Here is a 26,316-nt window from a genome sequence, read left to right on the forward strand (position 1 = left end):
TCCTACTCAATCGATAAGAAAATTTCAATATTTTTATGAATAAGAATAAGTATTATTTATAAAACTCTTAATTAGCAAAAAAAATAAAAAGTGAACAAGTCCTATTAGACCGGTTCACTTTTACAATCTGTTCATTAAAAAGCTGTACAACTTTAATACACTTTATCTCCGTTAAAGATGGAATTTTTCACAATCACATAATCTACATTGCGGATAGCTGAAAGCTTGTTACCGCCAGCATATGAAATCGAGGATTGAAGATCTTGCTCCATCTCTATCAAAGTATCTTTTAATGGGCCTTTGTATTTAACATACATTTTTTTACCTTCCACATTTCTTTTTTCACCTTTTTGAAACTCAGAAGCAGATCCAAAGTACTCTTTATAAAGTTCTCCGTCCTTTTCAACGGTTTCCCCTGGGGATTCTTCATGGCCGGCAAATAATGATCCAATCATCACCATGGCTGCTCCAAATCTAATAGATTTGGCTATATCACCATGCGTACGGATACCACCGTCAGCAATGATAGGTTTGCTCGCTGCTTTAGCACACCATCTTAATGCCGCTAATTGCCAGCCTCCAGTTCCAAATCCAGTTTTAATTTTTGTAATACAAACCTTACCTGGTCCAATTCCAACCTTTGTAGCATCTGCACCAGCATGTTCTAGTTCCCTTACTGCTTCTGGGGTTCCAACATTACCGGCAATAACAAAGCTTGATGGAAGGTATTTTTTGATATGTTGAATCATATTGATGACCGCATTGGAATGACCATGCGCAATATCGATTGTAATGTATTCAGGCGTAAGATTTTCTGCTGCTAATTCTTCTATAAAACGGTATTCCTCTTCTTTAACACCTACACTGATGGAAGCATATAGTCCACGAGACTGCATATCTTTAACAAAAGACAAACGCGTCTCAGGCTGAAAACGATGCATGATATAAAAATAATTATTTTCTGCCAAGTAAATGGCAATCTTTTCATCTATAATAGTCTGCATATTTGCAGGCACCACAGGCAGTTTAAAGGTACGTCCACCAAAGGTAACAGTTGTGTCACATTCAGAGCGGCTATTTACAATCGATTTTGCTGGTATAAGCTGAATATCTTCGTAGTCAAATACATTTTCCATTGAGCTTTCACTCCTAATTTAAGTTTATTTCAGGTTCTTACGATTTTTTTAATTAACTATTTCGAAAAATTAATACCTAAAATGGTCATTAAAATAGTTCCCGAAAGTGAAGATTTTCATCCACTTCCGCCAAATGAATCATATTTTATAATTCTTTTATCAAACCCAAAATCAATTGTAATACACGAATATTAGCTTGTCAATAAATAAAAATGTTCGTGTTTTAGTTATAATAGATTATTCAATTTAGTATTAAAGCATTTACATTTGAGTGAACCTTATCATTCTCATTAACCAGTATTTTGGGGTACTGAAATTTTTATATTTCCCAGTTCTTAACAATTTATGTTTTAATAAAATTAATCAACTTCCTTTTAAAGGAGGAGAAAACCAAATGATAGCTACACAGTATAAAATTAACTTACCAAGTGATTATGATATGAATAGAATCAAAGAAAGAGTAAGAATAAATGGGCATAAAACAGATGGATTTGAGCAGCTTAAATTTAAACTATACCTGATAACAGAAAAAGGGATCCATCATAATCTACAAAATAGTTATTGTCCCTTATATCTATGGAAGGGTAACAACGGACTAAATAAGTTTTTATTTGAAGGATTTTATGACAACATATTAAATTCTTTTGGATGGCAACGAGTAAATGTAGGTATTCCACTAATTGATACAACAACATCTAACATTAAAACTAATAAATTTGTATATCAAATGAAAGGAGAAATACAGCCAAAAGAAAGCCTAAATAACTTAAAAGAAAGAATCCAGGGAAAAATTCAAGTCATTGATCACACAGAATATTTAGTTATTTATAATCCAGATAAATGGGAGTACGAAGTCTTCTATTTTTTAAGCGATTTAAACAACTTACCAGAAGTAGATGGAGTGGTCTATAGTATTTTACATACATCGCAAGAATAACCAAGAGCCCAAAGCAGCGGCTCTTTGGACCAACATGCCTTAATTGAAACATTCAAAAAGGATAAAACCTTTTTGGTTTTATCCTTTTTGTTGCCTTTTATTTATATTGAATGTCCTTCATTTTGAAGCTGTTATTTAATTTGTCAGCCCTTTTCAGAATGGAATCTACAAACATTTGGCTGCGCTGGAGGTCCTGGATTTGAGGAAGAAGTTCAACCTTTAATGTCGCAGTTAAATTCGTGCGAACGTACAGCATGTCACGAAATAAATCGACTGCTCCACAATATTTAGGATAAAAGCTATCCCCTGTTCCAAAAACTCCCGAAATGATTTTCTTATTCCCAAGTTTCTCAAACGCGTAATAAAGTTTCCGCATTTCTTTAGGTATTTCACCGTCTCCCCATGTATAGGTGCCTACCACGACTACATCAAATCTGTCTATATAGGCAGGAGAAAAATCTTCAATTCTATAAATCATCACATCTAATGAATAACCAAGAAAGTTTCGATATATAACCTCGGCTAATTCTTTCGTATTTCCCGTTACGGATGAATAGACAATCGCTATCTTCATCTTACAACTCGTCAAACCCATTGGACTGTGAGACTTTAGAGTAGGTCCTTGATTTTTGCTCAAAGAAATCCGACTTTGTCTCATTAACCATGTCATCGCCAAACACTTGAATCCATGGCATAGGGTTGATTTTTTCAGGATAAAGATTGTTCAATCCCAACTGCCTTAACCGTTTATTGGCAAGATACTCCACATACTCTTCGAATTCCTTTAAATCAATTCCCTTTATATCAGCTAAGATGTAGTGGGCCCATTCTTTTTCAAGTTCAACAGCCCGGGCAATTGTTTGATATACATAATTGATATTCTCTTCCGTGTGCAATTCAGGATTTTCAGTTAAAAGGATACGAATAAACTGGGCAATAAAATAGGCATGCTGCATTTCATCACGTTGAATATAACTAATCATTGTACTGGTTTTAAGCATTTTTTGCTGTCTAGCTAAATGGTAGAAGAAAGCAAAACCTGCATAAAAGTAAATACCCTCAAGATTAATGGAGTTTACACATAATTGAAATAACGATTGTGGTGTTGGTTTCTCTCTAAAATTTTCATAAGCATCCAAAATTAATTGGTTTCTCTTCCTCACAATCGGATCCAGTTTAGCTTGATTGAATCGTTCATTTTGTTCTCCTATCTGAACTAATGAGCTTAGTATATATGAATAGGATTCATTATGAACTGCTTCTTGCTGTGAAATGACTGCAAAAATGGCTTTAAAGCTGGAGTCTGTCACATAATCCATGACCTGGCTCATGGTCGGTGTTTGCAGGCTGTCAAGAGAAGCAAGCTGCGTATTAATACGCAGGAAAACATCTTTTTCCGTTTCACTTAAAAATTCCCATTGCTTGATATCATCCTGCATATTTATTTCTTGCGCCTTCCAAAAGTTTGCTAGTAGCGTTTGATATAAATCGTATATTTGGGGATAGGCGATATCATTCCAATTCAGCAGACCTGAAGACTTACCATTTATGATTCCAGTTGATTTATTAGGATATTCTGGGTTTAACAGTTTAATTTTGGTTAATGGTGTATGAATCATTGATTTTGCCTCCTCTTCTTAGCTATGACACGCTTCACATTCTTCGATCTCTGATTGCGAAGTACTTCTTACGTAATAAGTAGTTTTTAATCCTTGTTTCCAGGCTTCAATATGGAGATTTAATAAATCCTTCGCTTTAATGTCATGACGAACATAAAGATTAAAGCTAATCGATTGGTCAATATGCCTCTGTCTGGCAGCATTTTGCCTAATGCTCCAGGTTTGATCCAAGACATGTCTTGACCGGCGGTAATAGTTATAGGTGTTGTGATCTAAATCAGGTGCCGTTACTTTAAATTTAAAGTTCTTTTTCTCCTCAGCATATTCAACTGCATACAATGGATCAATTCCATCTGTCGAACCACCGATTTTTGCCGTAGATGAGTTAGGTGCAATGGCCATCATCCAGCCATTTCTGACTCCGTATATCGAAACTTCTTTTTTTAGTTGAGACCACCGTTCACTTTTATAGCCTCTTCGCTCGAAATAACGGCCCGTTTGCCATTCTGAGCCTTCAAACTTACTATAGGTTCCTTTCTCCTTAGCTAATTCCATTGAAGAGCGAATCGTATAGTATGCGATATCTTCATAGAGTTGGTCTGCAAAGGAAACCGCCTCTTCAGATTCCCAGTAGATCCCCTCTAACGCCAATAAATGATGCCAGCCAAATGTTCCTAGGCCTACCGCTCGGTATTTTTTATTAGTGGCTTCCGCCTGACCGACTGAAATGGTATTCAGATCTATTGCGTTATCTAGCATTCTTACTTGAATAGGAATTAGACGCGCCAAGACTTCAATGGATCTTGGCAGGTTAATAGAAGAGAGATTACAAACCACAAAATCTCCAGGTTTACGGACAATCACAATGTTGCCTTCTTCATCTTTATATTCTTTTACAATTGTCGTCGGAGACATGTTTTGAGCAATTTCTGTACATAAATTGCTGCAAAAAATAGATGTGCGGCCCATGCCTTGTAAATGTTTATTAGGATTTTTCCTGTTTACCTCATCGCGATAAAACATATAAGGTGTCCCTGTTTCTAATTGAGAAATCATAATTCTAGCCATAATATCCATCGCCCGATAGGTTTTCCTTGGAAGCATTGGATGCCTAACGGCTTCTTCGTATTTTTCGGTAAAGAACTTTTCATCTTCCTCATCATAAAAATCCTCTAGACCAAGTGGCGTACCGTTCTTATCCTTCCATCCCATAATTTGTTTCACTTGATGAGGACAAAATGTATGCCACTCTCCGATGCTGCGGCCGGTTGAATCAACTTCTTCGAGTTTCCTCATAAACAAATCAGGAATAGACACCCCTGTGAAAATATCATGTGCCTTTCGTCGTTCGTCTCCATTGTTGGTTTTTAAATCTAAAAAGCCATTCATCATGTCTTTATGGAAAACATCTAAGTATACAGCGATTGCACCCTGCCTTTGGCCTAATTGGTCCACGCTTACGGCAGTATCGTTAATCAGCTTGATCCACGGGACCACCCCAGAGGAATTCCCTTTGAATTTTTTGATATCTGACCCTAAAGCTCGTACTTTTCCAAGATAAATACCAATGCCGCCGCCATCCTTACTCAATCGGGCAATATCCCAATTGTTTAAGTAAATACCATCAAGTGAGTCGTCCACTGTGTCGATAAAGCAGGAGGAGAGCTGTCCAAAACTTTTCCCCGCATTTGAAAGTGTCGGTGTGGCGACAGTCATATACAAGTTGCTTAACGCCCAATATGCTTCTTTTACATATGCTAATCGCTTTTCCTTTGGTTCATTTTTCATTAAGGTCATAGCAATGATCATAAAACGTTCTTGAGGCAGCTCATAAATATTTCCTTCGTAATCTTTGGCTAGGTAGCGGTCTGCTAGTAAAAATAGTCCTATGTAATTAAACCGATAGTCTTTTTCTGGATCTATTACTGAATCTAGGGATTCAACCTCTTCCTTGGTATAATTATTTATTAGATCATCTGAGTAGATTCCAATTTTTGTTAGATAAGTAAGTAATGTATAAAAATCTCCATATCTATCTTCGTGATTGTATCCTCTATATTTGGCAGCTTTTTGATACAAATCATTTAAAAATAGGTTTGCCGCAAGAAAGGTCCAGTTAGGATCTCCCATGGAGATTTGATTTAGCGCATAGAACATTGATTGTTCATATTTAGAAGATTCCTCTAATTCGGCTATTTTTTGGACAAGCTTTGTTGTATCTAGTTTATATTTTTCATTTGCTCTTTTGATGGCTTCTAAAACAGTATCCATTTCAGAATGATTTTTAACAGTCATATGATTACCCCTTTATTGTGACCAGAACTCCCAGATTTAGAGGAGTTCGGTCGTAAATATCTTTTTTTGTGACCATTGGTGCACTTTTCACTGGTCAACGAGCACAATTATTTTCTTTTGTGTCCGTTAAGTACTTTTTTCTCGACCTTTGGTAACAATTATCTTCTTTTGTTCCCCATTACCAACTTTCGCCCAACCGCTTGGTCACAATTTCTTGTTTCAAATAATAGTAAAAACCCATCTTCAGAGAAGATGGGTTAATAAAACGTGGATTGATCTAGTTAAACAGCAGTATCACTGTATTAGTCAGAATACCCTCGTTCTATCTTCCCACCTCCCGAAGAAGATAACACGCTATAAAAATGGCAGGTCTCCTGACTTATGCTTTTAGCCTACTCTAATCCCTTCCCGTCTAATGACAGTGGATACGATTATTTCGTCAGCATTTACAGTTGCGGGTACAGTTCTGGATTTTCACCAGATTCCCTATTAGGTCTCTATGACACCATTTTCATTGGTTATTATCTATATTTAGTATTATCATCAAAAAATAAACACTAAATATTGTATATCAACTAATATAGTATACTACTTAAACTTTGACAAGTATTTTATTTTTTCACCACTAGTTTTTCTCTCACTAGCTCAGCGGCCTCCACCATTACCTCTAAGGCAGCCACTGTCTCCTCTAACCCACGGGTTTTCAAGCCGCAGTCAGGATTGATCCAGAACAGCTTTGGATCAAGGACTTGAAGTGCACGCTCAATGTTTCTCGTTAACTCTTCAAGATTTGGTACACGAGGACTATGAATATCGTAAACTCCAAGACCAATACCTTTATCATACGTATTCTTTTCAAATGCATAAAGTAATTCACCATGGCTTCTAGATGTCTCTATAGAAATTACATCCGCATCGAGCGCATTGATTGCCTCAATAATATCTTCAAAATTGGCATAACACATATGTGTATGAATTTGTGTCTTATTTTGAACGGAGGCGGTAGCAAGTTTGAATGCATAAACAGCTGCATTCAAATAACTTTCCCAATTTTCACGTTTTAACGGCAGCCCTTCACGCAATGCCGGTTCATCCACTTGAATCATGTGGATTCCATTTTCCTCTAATAATTCTACTTCTTTTCGAAGGGCAAGGGCAATTTGATTAGCCACCTCATAGCGTGAAATATCATCGCGAACAAACGACCAGTTCAGAATTGTAATGGGCCCTGTCAACATCCCTTTTACCGGTTTCAGTGTTAACGACTGGGCATAGAGTGTCTCCTTGACTGTCATCGGTCCTTGGAATGACACGTCCCCGTAGATAAGCGGCGGCTTCACACAACGTGACCCATAGGACTGCACCCAACCAAATTTTGTAAATTGGAACCCTGCTAATTTCTCACCAAAATATTCTACCATATCGGTTCGCTCAAACTCCCCATGAACCAATACGTCTAAGTTAAGTTTCTCTTGAATTTCAATCCACTTTTTAATTTCAAGATTGATATATTCCTCATATTCCGCATCGGTTAACTCACCTTTACGCCACAGTAGACGCTGCTTACGTACTTCCTGTGTTTGCGGGAAACTCCCAATAGTTGTGGTTGGCAGAAGTGGTAAATGGAACCTTTCTTCTTGGGCTCTTTGACGAAAGTAAAATGCTGCTTCTCGTTCGGCTCTAACCGAAGCCAAGTTTTGTATGGTATTTTGAACTTGCTGATTATTACGGAAAGTGGATTCATTTAATGCTTGAATTGCCTTTGTACTAGCTGCGATTTCTTCATCGATTAGCTCTTTACCATCCCGAAAGCCTTTTGTAAGGATAACAACTTCACTTAATTTTTCATCAGCAAAGGATAAGGCATCTTTTAGTACTTCTTCCAGTGTTTCTTCACTCTTCACTGTTACAGGAACATGCAAAAGGCTTGATGAAGGCTGAACAATCATTCGATCCTTTGAAACAAGTTCTGTAATCTCGTTTAGTAACCATAACCGCTCTTCCAGATTCGTACGCCAAATGTTACGCCCATCAATCACACCAGCCGCAAGTACCTTATCTTTCGGGAACCCAAACTTTTTCAATGAAGCAAGATTCTCCCCGCGATCATGGACAAAATCCAACCCGATTCCTTGAACAGGAAGTGAGATAATCTCTTCGTAGTGGTTAATGCTATCAAAGTACGTTTGTAACAAAAGCTTGACATTAGGTGCGGCTTTATGCAATATCTGATAAACATCAGCAAATAGGTTTACCTCTTCTTCTGAAAGTGATGTAGCTAAAATAGGTTCATCGATTTGGACCCATTCCACGCCTTCAGCCTGAAGCTCCATTAAGATTTCTGCGTACAACGGAATAAATTGCTGAACCACTTCTTTAAGGCTGCTATACCCTTTTGATAGTTTTACGAATGTAATTGGACCTAATATAACAGGCTTTCCTTCTATACCAAGTTTCTGTTTTGCTTCTTTAAAAAACTGAAGCGGACGATTTTCAACAAGTGTTGGAACAACTTCCTTCAACTCAGGAACAATGTAATGATAGTTGGTATTAAACCATTTGGTCATTTCCGCTGCTACAGCATCCTTTGTTCCTCGTGCTATTTCAAAATAAGTCTCTAGAGATACTTTCCCGCTATTGTAATCAAATCTTTTTGGTACAATTCCGAACATAACAGCTGTATCAAGGACATGGTCATAAAAACTAAAGTCACCCACTGGAATCAAATCAATTCCGTTGTCAATTTGCTTCTGCAGATGCTGCAGACGGAACTCCTCCATTTGGCTTAAAAATTGCTCTTTTTCTATTTTTCCTGCCCAAAATTGCTCAAGTGATTTTTTCCATTCGCGTTTTTCTCCAATTCTTGGATAGCCTAAGTTTGAACTTTTCATGTTTTTTAAAATCCCCTTATGTGTTGTATTTTGGTCCCAACAAAAAAATCTCCCTTTCAATAGAAAGAGAGATTCATACGCACAGCTAACTAGAGTCGAGACCTTTTGGTTTTCTCAACACGTATTTCTCACTCCCCCCTATACACCCGTAGAGTACAAGCGCATACAACAGGCAGGTCTCCTGGCTTAGGTTCATCGCAACATATCCCTTCCCATTTCAATTGAAACAGTGGTATCTGATAAGTCGCTCACCATTACAGTGGCGGGACCGCTCCGGAATTTCACCGGTCTTCCCTTTTAAGCTGTGTCACTTGACACAACACCTGATGCATTTCATATGTAATTTTTAGAAAGATTTTGAATTTAATAGCCATATTAGCATGTATCCCAAGGACTGTCAAAATAAAAATTATTTAAACCAATAATTTTGTTATAATGATCTTGATCCAAAATGACTTCGAGGAGCCAATAAATGAATATTACATATGACGTGATCCCAGATGATAAAATTGAAATCTGCAGTGATTTATGTAATGAACTAATGAAGTTTCAGAAATCGAAAGCGTTAATCAAACCTGAATTATTTGACAGCATGAAATTTGAAACATGGATGGTTCCATCTATCAAAAATGCCATACACAATTACACGGTTATTGCTAAAGATGGTGATAAACAAGTCGGTTATGTCTACTCAAATATTTCTCGTAAAGAAACTTATTCAAATGACTTTGCTACTTTTTTTGATCTATCTTCGGTTCGTGGCAGTTATGTAGGATGTTTATCCAATTTTTATATAAAAGACGAGTACAGACAATACGGAATCGGCTCAAGACTCTTTAATATGTCAATCGACTGGTTACAACAATTTGAATATGTAGAAGATTATTTTATCTTTGTTTCTAATGGTAACACGAATGCTTTGGAATTCTACAAACGGAAGGGTTTTTCTGTTAGTCATGATATTTTAGATGGTTTTATAACAGTGTTACGTAAACATAAAAAAGACTTTCATTAAGGTCTGCAACACCATAAACATGCTTACAGGTAAAACATTTGTTTTACCTGTATATGATTTAAATTACAGTGACTGAGGCGTGGTCTCTAATTTCTACTGGGTCTTGGGTCTCAACAGATTGATTCACTTCCACCATGGGTGCCTTAGATTCATTAACGGGATTCATTTCAGTTGGTTCACCCATATCATTCATAGGTACAGGGAACTTATTTTGTTTCTCCATTCTTTATCACCTCCATTTTTATTATGAGGATTTAATAAAAAAATAATTGTTTCTTTAAAAATTGGTAATAGTAAAAATTAGAAATTAATGAGTTGGAGGAATAGTCATGGAAGAAAATAAACCCAATTTTCATAAAAAATCCATAAAAAGTTCTCATGAAAACGAACCAGCTTTTAATGTGTACTTGGATGAGGTATTAGTTGCAGAAGTACGTGGAAATAATCCTACTAAACTAACCGTCATTCCGATGAGAGAACTCAATGATTATGAAGAAGACAAACTGCATGAGTATATTGAAACAATGGTCTCTGATCAAGAATATTAATGAAAAAGGACTAACTCTTATTGGTTAGTCCTTAATCGCTACACTATTCTTTTTAACTCTAAAACCACCTGATTGATTTCTTCTTTTGTTGTGTACCTGCCTAAACTAAAACGAATCGCACCCATACCTACTTCTTCAGAGACATTCATCTCCTTTAAGACCGGTGATAATTCTATGTTCCCAGCGTGACAGGCTGACCCTGTAGAAGCTGCTAATCTTGGGATTGCTGATATCAAATCTTGGCCTATTCGTCTTACAAAACTTACATTCAAAGTATTCGGCAGCCTTTGTTTAGGATGTCCGTTCAAAACAACCTCTTCTCCGAATTCAGCCTTTAATTGATTCCAAAAATAGTTAGTTAAATCTTTTATTTGAGGATTTTCTTCTTGCTGTTTTGCCAGCTCGCATGCCTTTCCTAAGCCTACTGCCAATAATGTATTTTCCGTTCCAGCGCGCATCCCAAACTCGTGTCCTGCTCCGTGGATAAGTGGTTCAAGCTCGATACCATTTCTAATAAAAAGTGCTCCAATCCCTTTTGGGGCATATAGTTTATGACCGGCAACTGTAAGCAGGTCTACTTTTAGCTCATTTACATTGATCGAAACTTTCCCCGTAGATTGTGAAGCATCTGTATGAAAAGCAATCCCATTTTTATCAGCTATTTCCCCAATCTCTTTGATGGGCTGTAAAGTGCCTGTTTCATTATTAGAGTGCATAATTGAAATTAGGATGGTCTCATTAGTAATCTCCTTTTCAACTTCCTCTGATGAAACTCTTCCGTATTGGTCGACACCTACGTATGTAACCTTTGCTCCTATTTGTTCAAGAAACTTGCATGGATTCATAATCGCTGGATGTTCTATTTTTGACGTGATAATATGGTTGCCTTTATGGCTGTTTTTAAAATAATATCCTTTCAAAGCCAGGTTATTTGCTTCACTGCCGCCACTTGTAAAGATGATTTCTCTTGCTGAAGAACCTATTAAACTAGCCACCTGTTCTCTGGCATGATGTAATAACTCCTTTACTTGGCTCCCTGCCCAATGTAAGGCAGAAGGATTTCCATAAAAATCAACTAGCAGTGGCTGCATAGCATCCACTACTTCCGGAGCCAGTGGGGTACTGGCATTATAATCAAGATAAATTTTATCCATACATCGTCCTCCCTTTCATATTAAAGCCAGCCTTCATCGATTGAGCTATTATCAGCAATGGAAAAAGCTGCATTTGTAATAGCTTGTGCTAGGGTTTCGCCTTTTTCACAAACATCATCAAACCATACCTCTAAATCCCCATTGGTTTTATATGTAAACCCTAACTCTTTTAATTTTTCGACTAAAAGCATGGCATGTTCTAGGTTTTCTTCCGGTTGAAACTCAGAGACTAGAATGAATATTTCTTTTTCATAATCATACCATCGATCCCATCTATTTAACTTCCAACCTAGGATTCTGCGTGCAATGATTTCTATTTTATTCATAACATCTGATGGCTCCTTTTTTTCTAGGTTTTATTATTTTACCATTTTTCTATCATTCCTCTATGGTATGATCAGAGCTACTTTTATGCTAAATCAAAAATTTTCACAAAATCGTCACAATCCATTATACTTGTACTTATTAACTTTTTTAGGATTTAAATTGGTAAGCAAAGGGAAAATAAAGATAGAGGTGATAAAAATGAAAGTTAGCATAACAAAAGATGCGCAGCAGCAACTCATTACTCAGCTCGGGGAAGAACCAACGGTTAGAATAAACGAAATCCGTACAACTGGTTGAGGCGCCACCTATATGTATGAACTTGCTCAGGTTGAGCAAGCAGAAAATGTTGAAGTTTTTAAAATGGATGACATTACCATCCTGATTGACCCACTGGTGATTGGTCATCTGGATGGGGATATTGTGATTGATCATAACAAAAATTATGGATTTGTTCTCAAAAACAGTTACGAGATCTTAACTTTTGGGATGAAATTAAATAAAAACTCTTAAAGCTTAAATGGAAGTAACAAGCCACTGTATACAAATGACACAGTGGCTTTTTCTAAACCGCTAGTTTGAATATTAAACCTCTAATTACATATGCATTAAATAGCAAAGTTTTGGGAGGTTATTACTTGAAACACTTTTACCAATCTGAGGTTAAACCTTACTTAATTACAAAGTCTTTAAACCCTGAAAACCAGGAAACACCTATACATTTTTTAAATGGCGATTTGGTGGATGAAAAATTATTTTATAGAAGAAACCATTTTTCTTATCCCAACTTTTCATCATCTTTCTACTTCCTTCCAATTGTTGGTTTGGTGCATACCCCAAGAACATTTTCTATACAGGATCTATACTCCCTACCATCGAGATCGATAAAAATGGTTTTAGAATGCTCTGGAGATAAGCGCGGGTTGTTTGAACCAAAATTATTTGGTGAACAATGGGAAAAAGGTGCAATTAGTCAAGGAATTTGGAAAGGAGTTTCATTAAGGACATTACTAGAGCACACTGGGTTGGTTAATAGTGCCAAAGAATTCGTTTTTGAAGCCTATGATTACGGAGAAAGACCAGATTCCGATTCGATTTTTAACTTTTCAAGAAGCTTACCAATTGAAAAAGCACTAGAGCCAGATACTATTATTGCGTATGAATATAATAATCAACCAATCCCCTTTAAGCATGGTTTTCCATTGAGATTAATTGTCCCTGGATGGTATGGAATGGCCTCTGTAAAATGGCTAAAAAAAATTACAGTGATTGACAAGGAATTTAATGGTCCCTTCCAAACTATTGACTACGTATACTATCCAAATAAAGAAAATGATAATGGAAAGTTTCCTGTCACGACGGTCCATGTCAACTCTACCATTCAATATCCATTAAATAGCCAATTACTGCATAAAGGTACCTATATGATAAAAGGAATTGCATGGACAGGAAATGGTCGTATATCGAAAGTAGAAATTAGTATAGACGATGGTCAAACGTGGGAGACCTGTCAATTAGCTTCTGCAGCTAATAAATACTCATGGATTTCTTGGAATTATAAATGGGAGGCTGTCAAAAAAGGTGAATACACCATTAAATCAAAAGCAACTGATTCTCAAGGAAATGTTCAACCTTCAGAACCCTTTTGGAACCGAAAGGGGTATGGTTACAATGCCATTGAAAAAATAAATGTAAAAGTGGAATAAGACCGAACATTATATCAGAAAAGCGCTAAAGACAGAGATAACTCTCTGCCTAATAACATTCCAATTCTATTATTTATATGTATACATCATCCAAAATCCAATGTCTTCGAAACCAATTCGCTTATAAATGGCTCCAGCTTCCGGATTATCATAGAACAAACATAGTTCTTTTCCTTCATGTAAAAGTTCACTGCACAACTTCATCATACACTTAGTTGCATATCCCTTTTTCTTATATTTTTCTAGCGTAGCTACACCAATAACCATTGCCGACATTGAATTTTCTGCCGCCGTTGAGGCGGTAGATACTATTTTTCCATCGGCCTTAATAAAAAAGGAACGTGCACTTCCATCATTCAATTCCCGTAGTTTTCTTTCTAATGTCATAGTGGATCCACTAAACTCTGGGACGGAGTTCAGTAATTCAACAAGTGCTTCAGCATCTTGTGGATCTGCTTGTTGAACTATAGAAAAATCAACACTATTTCCATTAGTAGTTAATTCCGTGCATTTTGCATAATAGAGTTGTCTTTTCCTCTTATAAGGCTGATTTAAGTACAGCTCTATTTGCTTGGTGATTTCTTTTAGTCCAGACAACATTTTAAATGAAGGGTCACTATACATTATTTCCGCAAATGTCCTTGCATTAAATGATCCTGAAGCAAAAGGAATATAATTTTCCTCAAATTTTAACAATACAGCAATTAGTTCTCCACTCTCGTTAAACTCTCCCCAAAGCATCTGGAACTCTTGTTCATATCCGTATGCTTCAATATCACCTATTATAAATAAGTTTTCAGCAGGTTTGGTTTTCAGTAGTCTTAGACAAACCTCGTGATCATCTTTATTTAGTTTTCTTATCATCGTTCTCCCCCATTTTACGTCCTATCTAGTTTTTATTTGCTATTTTCAGAGAATATGGAATATTGATTATAACATAGTGATTCCTTCTTCTTCTATATAAAAAAACCGACCTCTAAATCCATTTAGAAAGGTCGGTTATAATAGAGTTACTTTATTTTGTTTGAGAAATGCCACTTACGACTTGTTTCAATGCCTCAGTGATTGGGGTTGCTGGACGACCAAGAAGCTTTTCGAAATCATTGCTCTCAATCTCCAGTTCTCCTTCACGAATACCTTTTTGAATGTCAACAAGAAATGGAATAAGGAATTCTGGTACGCCAGCACCTTTCATAATCTCGGCATATGTTACATCATCAACCTGCTGAACAATTATTTCTTTTCCTAAAACTGCGCCTAAAGCTAAAGTAAGTTCTTCTTGTGTCAATAATTTACCAGACAGCTCATAAACCGTATTCTCATGTCCATCATTAGCTAAAACAGCTGCCGCAGCCTCTGCATAATCTTGTTGCAATGCCCAGCCTACCTTGCCAGTACCTGCTGATGTCACCCAAGGGGCTCCTGCAAGCACACCTTGAATGCTTGGAATTTCATTTTCCAAGTACCAGTTGTTGCGAAGGAATGAGTAAGGAATTCCTGTCTTCAAGATAGCTTCTTCTGCAGCTTGATGTGGTGGTGCAAGAAACATAGTGCTTTCACTTGCATTTCCTAAGCTGGTATAGGCAATGAATTTAACTTGAGCACGCTCAGCCGCAGCAACCGCTTCAGTATGCTGGCGAATTCTTGTTTCGTTGTCTCCGTCTGCAGAAATAATCAGTAAACGATCGATTCCCGCAAAAGCATGATCTAGTGTTTCAGGAAGATCAAAATCACCGTGTCGTACTTCTACACCCTTCACTCTTAATCCATCCGCTTTCTCTGGATGACGAACGCTGACAGCTATCTGGCTCGCCGGAACAGTTTTTAATAAGGTTTCTACCACTTTTGTACCGAGTTTTCCAGTTGCTCCTGTTACTAACAATTTCATTTTTTATTCCTCCAAATCTTCGATTTGTAACTTATTTAATTACCTGTAATCATATTAATTACAATTTGTGTTTTTGTCAACTAATTTCATTAATCTTTCTTATAATGCTTTAAATTCAAATAAATTATTGTTTCAGGAACCTTGTTTTTATAGGGTTCATTTGGTTGGTAGATCATCTATCAACCTTTTTTATTTTTTAGTAATAGCAGGAGAAGCTAATGAAGTATAATAAATTAATCTTCCAGTGTTTCTGTTTTTAATTCGCCCTACTTCAAAAAATTGTCATTCACTTTCCTGACTTTCCATATAATTTGTTTACACTTTTGGAGTAGAGCTTGTTATTCGATATACTCAGGTATAGATTTAATTGTTAAATCAATCTAGAACAGCAACATAGGAGTGTGTTTGATGAATTATAAAGCTGTTATTTTAGACATAGACGGAACTATCGTTCCACATGGGAAAACGGTTAGTCCAGCTACAAAGGAAGCCATTCAGCGTTTAAAAGACCGAAACATGGAAGTAGTTATCGCTACAGGAAGGGCTCCCTATTTTTCAACGTCTGTTATTGAAGAAACTGGAGTCAGCTCAATGGTTTTCTTTAATGGTTCGTATGTTTTTCATGAAGGAAAAGAGATATTCCAAAACGCAATGGATAAAAGTATCTTAAAAAGGGTTCACCAATTGTCTGGTGATTTTCAGCATCCTCTAACTTTTTTAAGCGGAACAGGTTTTAAAGCGACAGACTTAACCCATCCCTTTGTTGTGGAAGCCTATAGCCATGATCCGTGGAAGCCCGAATTGGCGCCCCCAAGTTATTATATGGACCAAGATATTTATCAATTGTTTCTTCATTGTAACTTGGAGGAAGAGATCCACTATAAAGCCAAGGTTCCGGAGTTGGATTTCCGCAGATGGAGCTCTGGCGCAAAAACCTGTGATGTGAATCTCACGAATTCCAATAAGGCTGTAGGTATTACTAAGTTATTAGACCGACTTGGAATTTCTCCTGATGAAACGGTAGCCTTCGGAGACGGCATCAATGATATTGAGATGCTTTCATTTGTTGGAATGGGAGTGGCCATGGGGGCTGCCTCTGATGAATTAAAACAAGCGGCCAATATGGTAACCCTTTCTGCTGAGGAAGATGGTGTGGTATATGGGTTGGAGAAGCTTGGTTTAATTTAGTCATGTAAATGGGGAAAAGCTTGTAGAGTTGTCTTAACGAGATCTGTTTCTACAAGCTTTTTATTTGCTATATGAATGGTTCTGGAGTTTTTGATGGGTTTATTTCATGCGACCTTTTGTACATGATGCGTCTCGAGACACGGTTATCTCCCGAATGCTTCAAATTTCTATGCTTTCGGGAGTTATGAACCCTTCTTATCTACCGAATGCTTCAAATTTCTATGCTTTCGGGAGTTATGAACCCTTCTTATCTACCGAACGCTTCAAATTTCTTTTCCTTCGGGAGTTATGAACCCTTCTTATCTACCCGACGCTTCAGATTTCTTTTTCTTCGGGAGTTATGAACCCTTCTTATCTACCGGACGCTTCAGATTTCTTTTTCTTCGGGAGTTATGAACCCTTCTTATCTACCGAACGCTTCAGATTTCTTTTTCTTCGGGAGTTATGAACCCTTCTTATCTACCCAACGCTTCAATTTTCTTTTCTTAAGGGAGTTATGAACCCTTCTTATCTACCGGACGCTTCAATTTTCTTTTCCTAAGGGAGTTATGAACCCTTCTTATCTATTGAACGCTTCAGATTTCTTTTTCTTCGGGAGTTATGAACCCTCCTTATCTACCGGACGCTTCAATTTTCTTTTCCTAAGGGAGTTATGAACCTTTCTTATCTACCTGACGCTTCAATTTTCTTTTCCTAAGGGAGTTATGAACCTTTCTTATCTACCGGACGCTTCAATTTTCTTTTCCTAAGGGAGTTATGCAACCCTCTTATTAGGTTTACAAGCCTGACTTATAATAAAACTAGTGCCATTTATTTAATTTCAGATTCCCATTTAGTAACTTCTTCACGAACCCTTGGCGCAACCTCTTTACCCAGCAGTTCAATCGCTCTCATCACATCATCATGCGGCATGCTTCCAACTGGTACATGAAGCATAAATCTGGTGACTCCCACATTCTTGCGAAGATGAATAATTTTTTTTGCTACAGTCTCTGGGTCACCGACATAAAGGGCTCCTTCAAAGTTCCGTGCTGCATCAAAGCTTGATCGATCATAATATCCCCAGCCTCGTTCACGGCCTAACACATTCATCGCTTGCTGGGTAGATGGGAAAAATTTATCCGCTGCTGTTTGGATATCCTCTGCAATGAAACCATGGGAATGCGATGCTACCGTCAACTTAGAAATATCATGACCAGCTTGTTCTGCCGCCCTTTTATAAAGGTTAACAAGAGGTGCAAACTGTACTGGACGGCCGCCAATAATCGCTAGAACAAGTGGCAATCCTAATAGTCCTGCACGAATAACAGAATCTGGGGTTCCTCCGCTGCCAATCCACACTGGCAAGGGATCCTGCACTGGGCGCGGATAAACCCCCAGATTATGTATCGCCGGACGATGTTTCCCACTCCAGGAAACCGTCTCGGACTCACGAAGTTTTAACAAAAGCTCAAGTTTCTCCTCAAACAGTTCATCATAATCTTGCAAATCATAGCCAAACAGTGGAAAGGATTCGATAAAAGAGCCACGGCCAACCATAATTTCAGCTCTGCCGTTAGAAAGTCCATCTAACGTTGCAAAATCCTCAAATACCCGAACAGGGTCATCTGAAGAAAGAACGGTTACCGCACTCGTTAGTCTAATTCGTTTTGTCTGGGGTGCAGCAGCAGCAAGAACAAGTGCGGGAGAAGATGCCGCATAGTCTTTTCGGTGATGCTCTCCCACTCCAAATACATCTAAACCTACTCTATCAGCAAGCACAATTTCCTCTACTACTTCCCGAAGCCGCTGGGCATGACTTATAACTTCTCCTGTCTGAATGTCAGGTGTTGTTTCTACAAATGTACTAATTCCTATTTCCAAGAATATTCCTCCTATTTTTACTAGGTATATGTAACTAGCTAGATCAAACTTATTCTATCATAGTTTTCCAATGATTAGCTTTTCCGAATAAGGATAAAATAAATTTAGGGAGGTTAACACATAATATAGAAAAAAAGGTGTGTTTTTGTTTGGATTTCCCTTACATTAAGATGAATTTTTGGGATGCTCTCTTTGCTATTCCAATTATTATTGTGCTAACACAATTTATTAAAGTTTATTTTAAAATACCAAAATGGATTGTTCCAACATTTGCTCTTTTGTTTGGACTTGGAATCTCCGTTTTTATCAGCCACAAACACAGCCTGCTCGCAGGTCTGTTTATGGGCTGGTTTTATGGGTACGCGGCGGTTGGGACCTACTCTGCATTAAAAACTAATCTATTGGCGTTTCGAAATAAACGAAGTAATAGGCATTAAAAAAAGGAAATCCTCGTAAAAGACCTACGAAAGATTTCCTTTCTTATTTTATCGGAACCTGTTAGGGAACTGCTTAACAATGCCATCTGTTAAAAAATCACCCATATGAATAAGATGAGCCTCATTGGTATCCGCAGTTTTGATGTCAGCTGTCCAGTCACCCTTTAAGCGGTCTTTTACCTCGTCAGTTGTTAATTTTAAATGAGTATAGAACATATCGGTTTGTTACCACCTTGTTCTCCGTAATAGGGTTTAATGATATTACCGAGGTCAACCTGATTTTGTAATAGCCTTGTTAATACATCATTTTTATCCTTTAAACCAGCTAAAACTGCTGACAATAAAGCTTCTTGTCCACCATGCATGTTCCACCCACAATTATACTTTGTCAGAAAGAGTCTGATCAAATATGGTGTCCTTATAAAGAAGCATGCCAGGCATATTTATCTGATGTTCATGAAATACCTTTAATAATTCAAATCTTACCTGCCTTGATACTTCAAAATAATCATCAGGCCAAACCAGCCCCACCATACATAGCTCATATCCAACATATTTTTGATTGGGGTTAAGATCTGTTATGCCGATAAATTGAAATTCCTGTTCTGGATGGCCGTCTTCCTTTTTTAATAGACACTGTGAGTATTTTTCATTACAGGTGCTGCAGACTTGTTCCATCAGCTGCTTCATCTTTAGCGGATCTTCCTGATAACTGACCGTCATTCGTTCAATTACTCGCATCTTCCCTTTATTATAATTTTGAATCGTCCGTACCTCTCCATGTGGAACCGTCAAAAGTTTGCCAGACCATTCACGGATTTGCATAAAACGAATGCCAATCTCCTCAATTGTGCCTGAGTTATTTCCATTAAATGTGACAAAGTTACCGACTCGAAACTCTCGATCTGACAGCCTAACCAATCCCAATAAAATATCTTTTAAAACCTCTTGGGCCGCAAGACCAACAATGACACCGACAATCCCAGCGCCGGCAAGCAAGCCTTTTAAATTCATAAATTGGCCGATTAAATACACCATGATGATCGTTACAGAGCTATATTTTAAAGCCGACCGAATGACCCCTTGAATGGTCTGTTCCACCTCATCCTCCAAGAGGTGAGATTTTCTAAAAAACCAATCGACACTCCGGTTAATCAAATACGAAATGACCATTAAAATGATGATCATTAATGTTACCCGTAAGACCAAAAATTCTCTTATATATTTTAAGAGGCTTTCCGTGTAAGTTAAAAGTTCCATCGATGCACTTCCTTCAAATAATGGAATCACATTTAGGATATCCTATTTTTCCCATAATTATTTTTTATTCTGAGTGTGTGTTCTCTATCAATCGATTCTTCCAATTAATAGTCACTCTATTACTATGTAATGTAACTGTAATACTAATCTAGCGAATTAGTTCATAGAAATAGAAATTAATTAGAGAAGAATTCGACTGGAGGAAACTACATTGAAAAAAATATTTATTGCCCTATCTGTTATAACATCCCTTCTACTTGCTTCCCCTGCCTTTGCCTACACCGTTAATAGCGGAGACACAATGACAGGAATTGCTAGAAGTCATAATTTATCCTTACAAGAATTAGCTAAATATAATCCCCAAATCAAAAATCTTGATTTCATTTATGTTGGACAAACAGTCAATACTGGACAGCAGGAAATAAACACTCTTGGACAAGCTGTACATACCGCTTCAAAACCTGAAATTACCGTAGGATACTCCGAGAATGAACTTGATTTACTTGCTAGATTAGTGCGAGCAGAAGCAGAGAGTGAACCTTATCATGGAAAAGTCGCTGTTGCCTGCGTGGTCCTCAATAGAGTTGCAAGCCCATCCTTCCCTGATTCGATAAAAGAGGTTATTTATCAAAAAGGGCAATTTCAACCTGTCCAGAATGGAGCAATCAATCAACCAGCAGATGATGATTCGATTAAAGCCGTTCACGAAGCCATGAATGAAAAACGTAGTGTAGCTGCCGGTTCATTATTTTTTTATAATCCGGCAACCGCGAGTAACCGCTGGCTTGATTCTAGAGCGACAACAGTTGTTATTGGCCGCCATGTATTTAAAAAATGATTTCATTCTCCCAGCGCTAGGGGTCTTCCAATTCATACGGGATGCACCTGGCGCTTTTCTACGCTAAAATAATATTGTATTAAATCATTAAGGGCTTATTGGAATAAAGGGGAATTTAAAATGAAGAAATACAAGACTTTATTATTTGATGTGGATGATACGTTATTAGATTTTGCTGCCGCCGAGGCGCTGGCTCTGGAAATGTTGTTTAAAAGTCGAAATATCTCGATAACTTCTGCTATCGAAAACCATTATAAAAAAATTAACCAAGGACTGTGGAAATCGTTTGAGGAAGGAAAAATTGGGCGGGATGAAGTCGTGAATACCCGTTTTTCTCTCTTATTTAAAGAATATGGACAAATCGTTGATGGGGTCTTAATGGAAAAATATTATCGCAGCTTTTTAGAGGAAGGCCATCAATTAATTAACGGTGCGTTTGAATTGATTTCAGAGTTACAGAACCATTTTGATTTATATATAGTCACTAACGGGGTTTCCAGGACACAGGATAAACGCCTTCGTGATTCTGGGCTGCATCCCCTTTTTAAAGAGATTTTTGTCTCTGAAGATACAGGATTTCAAAAACCGATGAAAGAATTCTTTGATTACGTGTTTGCCCGGATACCCGAATCCTCAGAAGATCAAACCTTAATTATTGGTGACTCCTTGAGTTCAGATATCAAAGGTGGACAGCTTGCCGGACTCGATACCTGCTGGTTTAACCCTCAGGGTAAACCAAATAATAGTCGAATTAATCCTACCTATGAAATTCGAAATCTGAATGAGTTGTTTCAAATTCTAATAATGGAATAAAGGCTGGAAATAGAAAATCGCCATGTAAATATACATGGCGACCTTTTTAACGTTCAATTTAAGAAGGACTGTTCTTACTATCAGTTTGATTATCTTTTATTTCCTCAGTATCCTTATCGTTTTCTTCGGAAGGTTTACTTTTCTTCGTCTCAAAAATATCTTTTGATACGTTGTTAAGCTTTTTTACAAAGCGGTTAAAACCGAATCCAACAAAGAAGGCAATGCCTATGGGAGCAAAAGGCGTATCCTGATAATCAGTAAATTGAATTAATAAGATACCGCTTTGGATAAGGGTGACTGCTACAACAGCCGTCCCTGTAGCAAAAATGGGGTAAAAAATATACATGATCCATTTCCGATAATCGTGTAACTCGTCTTCCATATAATGAGTACAAAACATGTAAAGATGCCGTAGTGAACCTCCTATTGCTCCAGCAAAGAAATAATACAAAAAGGTTTTAATTTCAGAAATGAAGGGCAGGGATTTTTCAAGAGCATCGGTCCACAACATGCCTACCGCAATAAAACTGCCAAAAAACAGCAGGGAAAGATATGTCAAAATGACTGCTTTTAACCAACTTTTCATTTATGACACCTCCGCTACTATCTTATGTTTCTTAGGAGAGAGGTGTCACTTACATAGGTACCAAATTCATATAGTACAAAAGAACAAGAAATTCTTGGCCTTTTTTATTTTACGATTGAATCACATCATCAGGTTGTAATAATGTCACATTATTCGTTTCGACGGTTTCTGGATATTTGATCCCTGCTCCTGTATTTAAGCAGACAACTGTTTCCTCTTCTTTAATCCAGTCTTTCTCACGTAATATACGGGCAGCCGCAAACGTAGCAGCACCTTCCGGACAAATAAAATTCCCTTCAAGTTCAGCCACTTGTTTTTGTGCTTTGGAGATATTTTCTTCTGAAATCGCTATAGCACAGCCATTTGTTTTATTAATAGCCTCTAATACGAGGAAATCACCAAGTGCTTTTGGAACATTGATACCAAAAGCATTTGTCTTAGAGTTTTCCCAAAATACCGATTCCTTCTTCCCTTCCTGCCATGCCCTTACAATTGGAGCACAGCCCTCCGCTTGTACAGCTACTAATCTTGGAAACTTGTCAGCTTCTATCCAGCCCATCACTTTTAATTCCAAGAGCGCTTTATAAATACCGATAATTCCTACACCACCGCCAGTAGGATATAAAATGACATCTGGAATCTGCCAATTAAACTGTTCTAAAATCTCATACCCCATCGTTTTCTTACCTTCGATACGATAAGGTTCTTTCAATGTGGACGCATCATAAATGCCCTGTTCAGCAATTAACTTGCCAACAATTTTTCCTGCATCGCTAATTAATCCATTGACTAAATATAAATCAGCTCCAGATACCGCAACTTCTTTTCTAGTAATATTCGGAGCATCTAAAGGCATGACGATTGTTGCTTTAATTCCGGCTTTTGCCGCGTACAGTGCCCATGCAGCACCTGCGTTACCATTCGTCGGCATCGCCAGCTGCTTTACGCCAATCTCCTTTGCTTTTGAAACACCGACACTTGCACCACGTGTTTTAAATGATCCAGTTGGAATGATTCCCTCATCCTTAATATACAAATTGGTTAATGAGTATTGTTCGCCGAGTTTCTTTAAATGTGTGAGCGGGGTCATGCCTTCATCCAATGAGACGATATTTTCTTCGTTTTTTACTGGCAGCAGCTCATGGTATCTCCATAAGCTATTTTTACGTATTTTAACCTCTTCTTTTTTAAAAGCAGAATTTGCTGCCTTTAGATCGTATCGAACGAGTAGAGGAGCCCCACAACGACATAGTTGACTTACTTCATCTACTGAATAATGTTCATGACACTTTGGGCACTCAAGATGGGAAACATAGCTGTACTTCACGTTTATAACCTCCAATAACTTTATTATGTAAACTATATTAGGTTTCACTTTTCTATTTATTATATCCGATAATTCCGAGTCTTTAAATAAGTATTAAGATAGAAAAAAGAATTTTAATAGTTAAAAGGAGGGTTAAATAATCTTTTTTCACTTATTTCCTACAGATGTTATTTCTTCTCATGCAATTCTTTGTTTATTAGACTTTAGCAAAAACAAAGAATGCAGTATGATTGACCACACTGCATTCTTGTAATGATTTACTTAGATGATTTTTTTATTTTGTAATTTTTATGATTAACAATTGTCGTGAGTGGCTCATCCTTGTCTTTAGAATATCCATACTGGACAATAACCGAATTTTCACGAACCCCGGAAACAGTCCCCTCATGGCTTTCTCCATCCCGTTTAAATGTAATAATATCACCAATATTTGCATTCGCCATTCCATTCACCTCGCCATTATCATTTCCAAAATATACTGAAGTCATTCGATTGCAGTTATCTAGCCGCCTCTTTTATACTAAATCTTTTTTTTTATCTCATCTCGGATTGATTCAATGATTTCGTTAGGAATATTGGCAGGAAGCGATGTTCCCTGTTCGAAAACCCAACAGTTTATAATTTCTAAATCTGTTTTTTTAAATGTAATGCTATAGTTTTTATTCTCATGTACAAATTCTGCAGTCACATATTCCTCGACAGCAAAATCATCATCGATTATCATATTGGTAATTTCGTATGGCTTCACGGTGATATCTCCTTTTACATTGCGATGTTACACTATAGCGTTAGCTTAAAAGATGGATTTATTCAACAGGTTATTCCATCCCTGCTTCCTCGTTAGCCAGTTTTGTCAAAGCTGACCAATCCTGATTTCCCCGGCCTTTTGCGGCAGAGGCAAGGAGTCGATTATGTACTAAATTTGCTAGTGGCATGGGAGTCTTAGTTTGGTTTGCTTCATCTAGGACAAGATTACAATCCTTTAGACCAAGTGCCAGCTGAAAGCCTGCTGGTTCAAACATTTTTTTAGCTATCATTGCTCCATAGCCATTATAGACCGTACAGTTGAATAAGGTTGATGTGTACACTTCTGCAACAGTCTCTCGATCCATTCCATTCTTTTCGGCCAGATTAAACGCCTCAGCCATGGCCTCCATTGCGGCCATGATCATAAAATTACCGCCTAATTTTACAACATTTGCATTGCCGGGTTCTTCCCCAAGATCAAAGACTTTCTGTCCCATTGCCTCCTGAATTGGTTTAACCCTTTCTTTAGCACCTTGGTTTCCGGAGGACATTACCCATAATTTTTGGGCCTCTGCAGCCTCTGGACGGCCAAATACTGGAGAAGCTATATAAAAACTACCTTTTTCTTGATGATACTTCGCAAGTCTCCTTGATGTATCTGGTGCGACCGTGCTCATGGATAAGTGGATGCCATCCTTCCCCAATTTCTCTCCAATTCCATCTGGACTATATACTAATTCCTCGAGTACCTGGTCATTGGAGACCATTGTTACCACAATACCATCAGGTGTGACCGTATCACACGGCCGGTTAACTTGTTCCGCACCTGCCTCGACAACCTCCGAAGCCTTATTTGGAGTCCGATTATACACCTTTACTTTGAAACCAGCTTTTAAAAGATTTTTTACCATTGGCTGTCCCATATTACCTAGTCCGATGAAACCGACTTCAATCATAGATTACTCCTCGATTCTTTTTTAATTTATTTACCTGCTGTCCATATTAAGATACCCATTTCATAGCTGTAACTCAATAAAGTCACTCAACATATCGATTCAACAATTGGATTTTATGGTCTCTACTGAGAGAAATAGCCCATTATAAAAACTGTTTATTTCATTTATTATAAGATTATTATTCTTTATTAATGTAAGCGTATCACGATTCAAACAGCATCCATCACAAAGTTTTTTCCAAGCAGGGGTTAATAGCTCCTGTAAACCGGCTAGGAAAGGGTTATCCATTTTGACATGTTCAAAAAACAGTAATTTTCCTCCTGGTTTACAAACCCGTATCATCTCAAACATTGCTTGATTGGGATCTGGGATCGTACAAAGTACTAGTGTTGCTACAACTGCATCAAAACTATTATCCGGAAAAGGCAGTTTCTCCGCACCTGTCTGTACCATTTCAATTTGTACTCGGGTTTGTTTAAGCTTCTCTTGCGCCCTTTCTATCATATATGAACTTGGCTCAGTTGCTACTACCTTTTCAACCGATTTATAAAGAGGAAAATTAATCCCGGTCCCAGACCCAATCTCCAGAACACAACCATTAGCCTTAAATAGAAGCTCCTCACGAATCTTTTTAAATTTCTTTTTTTCTAACGGCCGCATAAAAAAATCATACCCTTTAGCAAACATCCGACCCAAACTAGTCAACTCCAATATGTATATTCTTTTTCTCACTTTTCTACTTATCTTAAAATAAATAATCTTAATTTTAAACAAAAAAGCAGTGGATT

The 26,316-nt window shown here is 37.5% G+C and carries 28 protein-coding genes and 2 riboswitches; of the genes, 9 read left to right on the forward strand and 19 right to left on the reverse strand.

The genetic code is table 11. The features are described 5' to 3' along the window. Window positions 1-152 precede the first annotated feature (152 nt). Window positions 153-1,136, reverse strand: a complete 984-nt coding sequence (gene guaC, locus CVD27_RS23215; RefSeq protein WP_101650872.1) for a GMP reductase — start codon at window positions 1,134-1,136, stop codon at window positions 153-155. Between the two features lie 394 nt (window positions 1,137-1,530). On the opposite strand from guaC, the gene CVD27_RS23220 reads away from it, so the two are divergent. Further along, on the forward strand, window positions 1,531-2,073 hold the full coding sequence (locus CVD27_RS23220; RefSeq protein WP_101650874.1) for a DUF4865 family protein: 543 nt from the start codon (window positions 1,531-1,533) through the stop codon (window positions 2,071-2,073). A gap of 97 nt (window positions 2,074-2,170) precedes the next feature. Here the strand turns inward: CVD27_RS23220 and CVD27_RS23225 are convergent, their stop codons facing one another. The 4 genes from CVD27_RS23225 to metE form a co-directional block, all read right to left on the reverse strand. Further along, window positions 2,171-2,647, reverse strand: a complete 477-nt coding sequence (locus CVD27_RS23225; RefSeq protein WP_101650876.1) for a flavodoxin domain-containing protein — start codon at window positions 2,645-2,647, stop codon at window positions 2,171-2,173. Between the two features lies 1 nt (window position 2,648). Beyond that, window positions 2,649-3,692, reverse strand: coding sequence for a ribonucleotide-diphosphate reductase subunit beta (locus tag CVD27_RS23230; RefSeq protein WP_101650877.1), 1,044 nt, complete (start codon window positions 3,690-3,692; stop codon window positions 2,649-2,651). A gap of 18 nt (window positions 3,693-3,710) precedes the next feature. Further along, window positions 3,711-5,987: a ribonucleoside-diphosphate reductase subunit alpha gene (locus tag CVD27_RS23235; RefSeq protein WP_101650878.1), complete on the reverse strand. Its 2,277-nt coding sequence runs from the start codon at window positions 5,985-5,987 to the stop codon at window positions 3,711-3,713. 347 nt (window positions 5,988-6,334) lie between these two features. After that, a riboswitch (cobalamin riboswitch) is annotated at window positions 6,335-6,512 on the reverse strand. Between the two features lie 86 nt (window positions 6,513-6,598). Then, complete coding sequence (gene metE / locus CVD27_RS23240; protein ID WP_101650880.1) at window positions 6,599-8,878, reverse strand: 5-methyltetrahydropteroyltriglutamate--homocysteine S-methyltransferase; 2,280 nt, start codon at window positions 8,876-8,878, stop codon at window positions 6,599-6,601. A gap of 154 nt (window positions 8,879-9,032) precedes the next feature. Beyond that, window positions 9,033-9,220, reverse strand: a riboswitch (cobalamin riboswitch). Window positions 9,221-9,350: 130 nt separating this feature from the next. On the opposite strand from metE, the gene CVD27_RS23245 reads away from it, so the two are divergent. Further along, entirely contained in the window at window positions 9,351-9,893 is a 543-nt protein-coding gene (locus CVD27_RS23245) for a GNAT family N-acetyltransferase (protein ID WP_101650882.1), read from the forward strand. 58 nt (window positions 9,894-9,951) lie between these two features. On the opposite strand, the gene CVD27_RS28370 is transcribed toward CVD27_RS23245, so the two are convergent. Next, window positions 9,952-10,116, reverse strand: coding sequence for a hypothetical protein (locus CVD27_RS28370; RefSeq protein WP_180960415.1), 165 nt, complete (start codon window positions 10,114-10,116; stop codon window positions 9,952-9,954). Window positions 10,117-10,222: 106 nt separating this feature from the next. On the opposite strand from CVD27_RS28370, the gene CVD27_RS23250 reads away from it, so the two are divergent. Further along, window positions 10,223-10,441, forward strand: coding sequence for a hypothetical protein (locus tag CVD27_RS23250; RefSeq protein ID WP_101650883.1), 219 nt, complete (start codon window positions 10,223-10,225; stop codon window positions 10,439-10,441). A 38-nt stretch (window positions 10,442-10,479) separates the two neighbouring features. Here CVD27_RS23250 and CVD27_RS23255 read toward each other — a convergent pair whose 3' ends face one another. Both CVD27_RS23255 and CVD27_RS23260 read right to left on the reverse strand, forming a co-directional pair. Further along, window positions 10,480-11,595: a cysteine desulfurase family protein gene (locus CVD27_RS23255; protein ID WP_101650884.1), complete on the reverse strand. Its 1,116-nt coding sequence runs from the start codon at window positions 11,593-11,595 to the stop codon at window positions 10,480-10,482. A 20-nt stretch (window positions 11,596-11,615) separates the two neighbouring features. After that, window positions 11,616-11,921 carry a BC1872 family protein gene (locus CVD27_RS23260; RefSeq protein WP_101650885.1) on the reverse strand — a complete coding sequence of 102 codons (306 nt, stop codon included), beginning with the start codon at window positions 11,919-11,921 and terminating at the stop codon, window positions 11,616-11,618. Window positions 11,922-12,231: 310 nt separating this feature from the next. On the opposite strand from CVD27_RS23260, the gene CVD27_RS23270 reads away from it, so the two are divergent. Both CVD27_RS23270 and CVD27_RS23275 read left to right on the forward strand, forming a co-directional pair. After that, window positions 12,232-12,432 (forward strand): hypothetical protein, encoded by a 201-nt coding sequence (locus tag CVD27_RS23270; protein WP_101650889.1) that lies wholly within the window; start codon window positions 12,232-12,234, stop codon window positions 12,430-12,432. A 125-nt stretch (window positions 12,433-12,557) separates the two neighbouring features. Continuing rightward, a complete protein-coding gene (locus CVD27_RS23275) occupies window positions 12,558-13,625 on the forward strand; it encodes a sulfite oxidase (RefSeq protein ID WP_101650891.1) in 1,068 nt (355 codons plus the stop codon). Window positions 13,626-13,694: 69 nt separating this feature from the next. On the opposite strand, the gene CVD27_RS23280 is transcribed toward CVD27_RS23275, so the two are convergent. Together CVD27_RS23280 and CVD27_RS23285 are read right to left on the reverse strand one after the other, a co-directional pair. After that, window positions 13,695-14,489 carry a GNAT family N-acetyltransferase gene (locus tag CVD27_RS23280; RefSeq protein WP_101650893.1) on the reverse strand — a complete coding sequence of 265 codons (795 nt, stop codon included), beginning with the start codon at window positions 14,487-14,489 and terminating at the stop codon, window positions 13,695-13,697. Window positions 14,490-14,640: 151 nt separating this feature from the next. Next, window positions 14,641-15,513, reverse strand: coding sequence for an SDR family oxidoreductase (locus tag CVD27_RS23285; protein ID WP_101650895.1), 873 nt, complete (start codon window positions 15,511-15,513; stop codon window positions 14,641-14,643). A 408-nt stretch (window positions 15,514-15,921) separates the two neighbouring features. Here CVD27_RS23285 and CVD27_RS23290 point away from each other — a divergent pair, with 408 nt between their 5' ends. After that, complete coding sequence (locus CVD27_RS23290) at window positions 15,922-16,701, forward strand: Cof-type HAD-IIB family hydrolase (protein ID WP_101650897.1); 780 nt, start codon at window positions 15,922-15,924, stop codon at window positions 16,699-16,701. 810 nt (window positions 16,702-17,511) lie between these two features. Here CVD27_RS23290 and CVD27_RS23295 read toward each other — a convergent pair. Continuing rightward, complete coding sequence (locus tag CVD27_RS23295; protein ID WP_101650898.1) at window positions 17,512-18,564, reverse strand: LLM class flavin-dependent oxidoreductase; 1,053 nt, start codon at window positions 18,562-18,564, stop codon at window positions 17,512-17,514. Between the two features lie 170 nt (window positions 18,565-18,734). Here CVD27_RS23295 and CVD27_RS23300 point away from each other — a divergent pair, with 170 nt between their 5' ends. Next, the gene (locus CVD27_RS23300) at window positions 18,735-19,001 is read left to right on the forward strand and encodes a hypothetical protein (RefSeq protein WP_374703095.1); all 267 of its coding nucleotides are present in this window, start codon (window positions 18,735-18,737) and stop codon (window positions 18,999-19,001) included. Between the two features lie 48 nt (window positions 19,002-19,049). Here the strand turns inward: CVD27_RS23300 and CVD27_RS29000 are convergent, their stop codons facing one another. Next, on the reverse strand, window positions 19,050-19,217 hold the full coding sequence (locus CVD27_RS29000) for a hypothetical protein (protein WP_180960416.1): 168 nt from the start codon (window positions 19,215-19,217) through the stop codon (window positions 19,050-19,052). A 162-nt stretch (window positions 19,218-19,379) separates the two neighbouring features. Beyond that, a complete protein-coding gene (locus CVD27_RS23305) occupies window positions 19,380-20,261 on the reverse strand; it encodes a mechanosensitive ion channel family protein (RefSeq protein ID WP_101650920.1) in 882 nt (293 codons plus the stop codon). 211 nt (window positions 20,262-20,472) lie between these two features. Between CVD27_RS23305 and CVD27_RS23310 the strand changes: the two genes are divergently transcribed. Both CVD27_RS23310 and CVD27_RS23315 read left to right on the forward strand, forming a co-directional pair. Further along, complete coding sequence (locus CVD27_RS23310) at window positions 20,473-21,099, forward strand: cell wall hydrolase (protein WP_101650901.1); 627 nt, start codon at window positions 20,473-20,475, stop codon at window positions 21,097-21,099. A 120-nt stretch (window positions 21,100-21,219) separates the two neighbouring features. Continuing rightward, window positions 21,220-21,912 (forward strand): YjjG family noncanonical pyrimidine nucleotidase, encoded by a 693-nt coding sequence (locus tag CVD27_RS23315; protein WP_101650902.1) that lies wholly within the window; start codon window positions 21,220-21,222, stop codon window positions 21,910-21,912. Between the two features lie 58 nt (window positions 21,913-21,970). On the opposite strand, the gene CVD27_RS23320 is transcribed toward CVD27_RS23315, so the two are convergent. From CVD27_RS23320 to CVD27_RS23345, 6 genes are all read right to left on the reverse strand, one after another. After that, on the reverse strand, window positions 21,971-22,498 hold the full coding sequence (locus tag CVD27_RS23320) for a hypothetical protein (protein WP_101650904.1): 528 nt from the start codon (window positions 22,496-22,498) through the stop codon (window positions 21,971-21,973). A 109-nt stretch (window positions 22,499-22,607) separates the two neighbouring features. Next, complete coding sequence (locus CVD27_RS23325) at window positions 22,608-23,825, reverse strand: threonine synthase (protein WP_101650906.1); 1,218 nt, start codon at window positions 23,823-23,825, stop codon at window positions 22,608-22,610. A 257-nt stretch (window positions 23,826-24,082) separates the two neighbouring features. Then, entirely contained in the window at window positions 24,083-24,313 is a 231-nt protein-coding gene (locus tag CVD27_RS23330) for a DUF2187 family protein (protein ID WP_308301817.1), read from the reverse strand. A gap of 32 nt (window positions 24,314-24,345) precedes the next feature. Further along, window positions 24,346-24,573: a hypothetical protein gene (locus CVD27_RS23335; RefSeq protein WP_101650908.1), complete on the reverse strand. Its 228-nt coding sequence runs from the start codon at window positions 24,571-24,573 to the stop codon at window positions 24,346-24,348. A 70-nt stretch (window positions 24,574-24,643) separates the two neighbouring features. Further along, a complete protein-coding gene (locus CVD27_RS23340) occupies window positions 24,644-25,528 on the reverse strand; it encodes an NAD(P)-dependent oxidoreductase (protein WP_101650910.1) in 885 nt (294 codons plus the stop codon). Between the two features lie 99 nt (window positions 25,529-25,627). Then, window positions 25,628-26,316: class I SAM-dependent methyltransferase (locus tag CVD27_RS23345; protein WP_308301818.1), on the reverse strand; the 689-nt coding region annotated here is incomplete at its 5' end.

Origin of the sequence: Neobacillus cucumis, assembly GCF_002860255.1 — a bacterium.
Classification (GTDB): domain Bacteria; phylum Bacillota; class Bacilli; order Bacillales; family Cytobacillaceae; genus Neobacillus; species Neobacillus cucumis_A.

What these genes read in the sequence shown, in the direction of transcription:
- guaC (WP_101650872.1), bottom strand. Translation starts at nt 1,136, where the DNA reads ATGGAAAATGTATTTGACTACGAAGATATTCAGCTTATACCAGCAAAA.
- CVD27_RS23220 (WP_101650874.1), top strand. Translation starts at nt 1,531, where the DNA reads ATGATAGCTACACAGTATAAAATTAACTTACCAAGTGATTATGATATG.
- CVD27_RS23225 (WP_101650876.1), bottom strand. Translation starts at nt 2,647, where the DNA reads ATGAAGATAGCGATTGTCTATTCATCCGTAACGGGAAATACGAAAGAA.
- CVD27_RS23230 (WP_101650877.1), bottom strand. Translation starts at nt 3,692, where the DNA reads ATGATTCATACACCATTAACCAAAATTAAACTGTTAAACCCAGAATAT.
- CVD27_RS23235 (WP_101650878.1), bottom strand. Translation starts at nt 5,987, where the DNA reads ATGACTGTTAAAAATCATTCTGAAATGGATACTGTTTTAGAAGCCATC.
- metE (WP_101650880.1), bottom strand. Translation starts at nt 8,878, where the DNA reads ATGAAAAGTTCAAACTTAGGCTATCCAAGAATTGGAGAAAAACGCGAA.
- CVD27_RS23245 (WP_101650882.1), top strand. Translation starts at nt 9,351, where the DNA reads ATGAATATTACATATGACGTGATCCCAGATGATAAAATTGAAATCTGC.
- CVD27_RS28370 (WP_180960415.1), bottom strand. Translation starts at nt 10,116, where the DNA reads ATGGAGAAACAAAATAAGTTCCCTGTACCTATGAATGATATGGGTGAA.
- CVD27_RS23250 (WP_101650883.1), top strand. Translation starts at nt 10,223, where the DNA reads ATGGAAGAAAATAAACCCAATTTTCATAAAAAATCCATAAAAAGTTCT.
- CVD27_RS23255 (WP_101650884.1), bottom strand. Translation starts at nt 11,595, where the DNA reads ATGGATAAAATTTATCTTGATTATAATGCCAGTACCCCACTGGCTCCG.
- CVD27_RS23260 (WP_101650885.1), bottom strand. Translation starts at nt 11,921, where the DNA reads ATGAATAAAATAGAAATCATTGCACGCAGAATCCTAGGTTGGAAGTTA.
- CVD27_RS23270 (WP_101650889.1), top strand. Translation starts at nt 12,232, where the DNA reads ATGTATGAACTTGCTCAGGTTGAGCAAGCAGAAAATGTTGAAGTTTTT.
- CVD27_RS23280 (WP_101650893.1), bottom strand. Translation starts at nt 14,489, where the DNA reads ATGATAAGAAAACTAAATAAAGATGATCACGAGGTTTGTCTAAGACTA.
- CVD27_RS23285 (WP_101650895.1), bottom strand. Translation starts at nt 15,513, where the DNA reads ATGAAATTGTTAGTAACAGGAGCAACTGGAAAACTCGGTACAAAAGTG.
- CVD27_RS23290 (WP_101650897.1), top strand. Translation starts at nt 15,922, where the DNA reads ATGAATTATAAAGCTGTTATTTTAGACATAGACGGAACTATCGTTCCA.
- CVD27_RS23300 (WP_374703095.1), top strand. Translation starts at nt 18,735, where the DNA reads ATGAATTTTTGGGATGCTCTCTTTGCTATTCCAATTATTATTGTGCTA.
- CVD27_RS29000 (WP_180960416.1), bottom strand. Translation starts at nt 19,217, where the DNA reads ATGTTCTATACTCATTTAAAATTAACAACTGACGAGGTAAAAGACCGC.
- CVD27_RS23305 (WP_101650920.1), bottom strand. Translation starts at nt 20,261, where the DNA reads ATGGAACTTTTAACTTACACGGAAAGCCTCTTAAAATATATAAGAGAA.
- CVD27_RS23315 (WP_101650902.1), top strand. Translation starts at nt 21,220, where the DNA reads ATGAAGAAATACAAGACTTTATTATTTGATGTGGATGATACGTTATTA.
- CVD27_RS23320 (WP_101650904.1), bottom strand. Translation starts at nt 22,498, where the DNA reads ATGAAAAGTTGGTTAAAAGCAGTCATTTTGACATATCTTTCCCTGCTG.
- CVD27_RS23330 (WP_308301817.1), bottom strand. Translation starts at nt 24,313, where the DNA reads ATGACTTCAGTATATTTTGGAAATGATAATGGCGAGGTGAATGGAATG.
- CVD27_RS23340 (WP_101650910.1), bottom strand. Translation starts at nt 25,528, where the DNA reads ATGATTGAAGTCGGTTTCATCGGACTAGGTAATATGGGACAGCCAATG.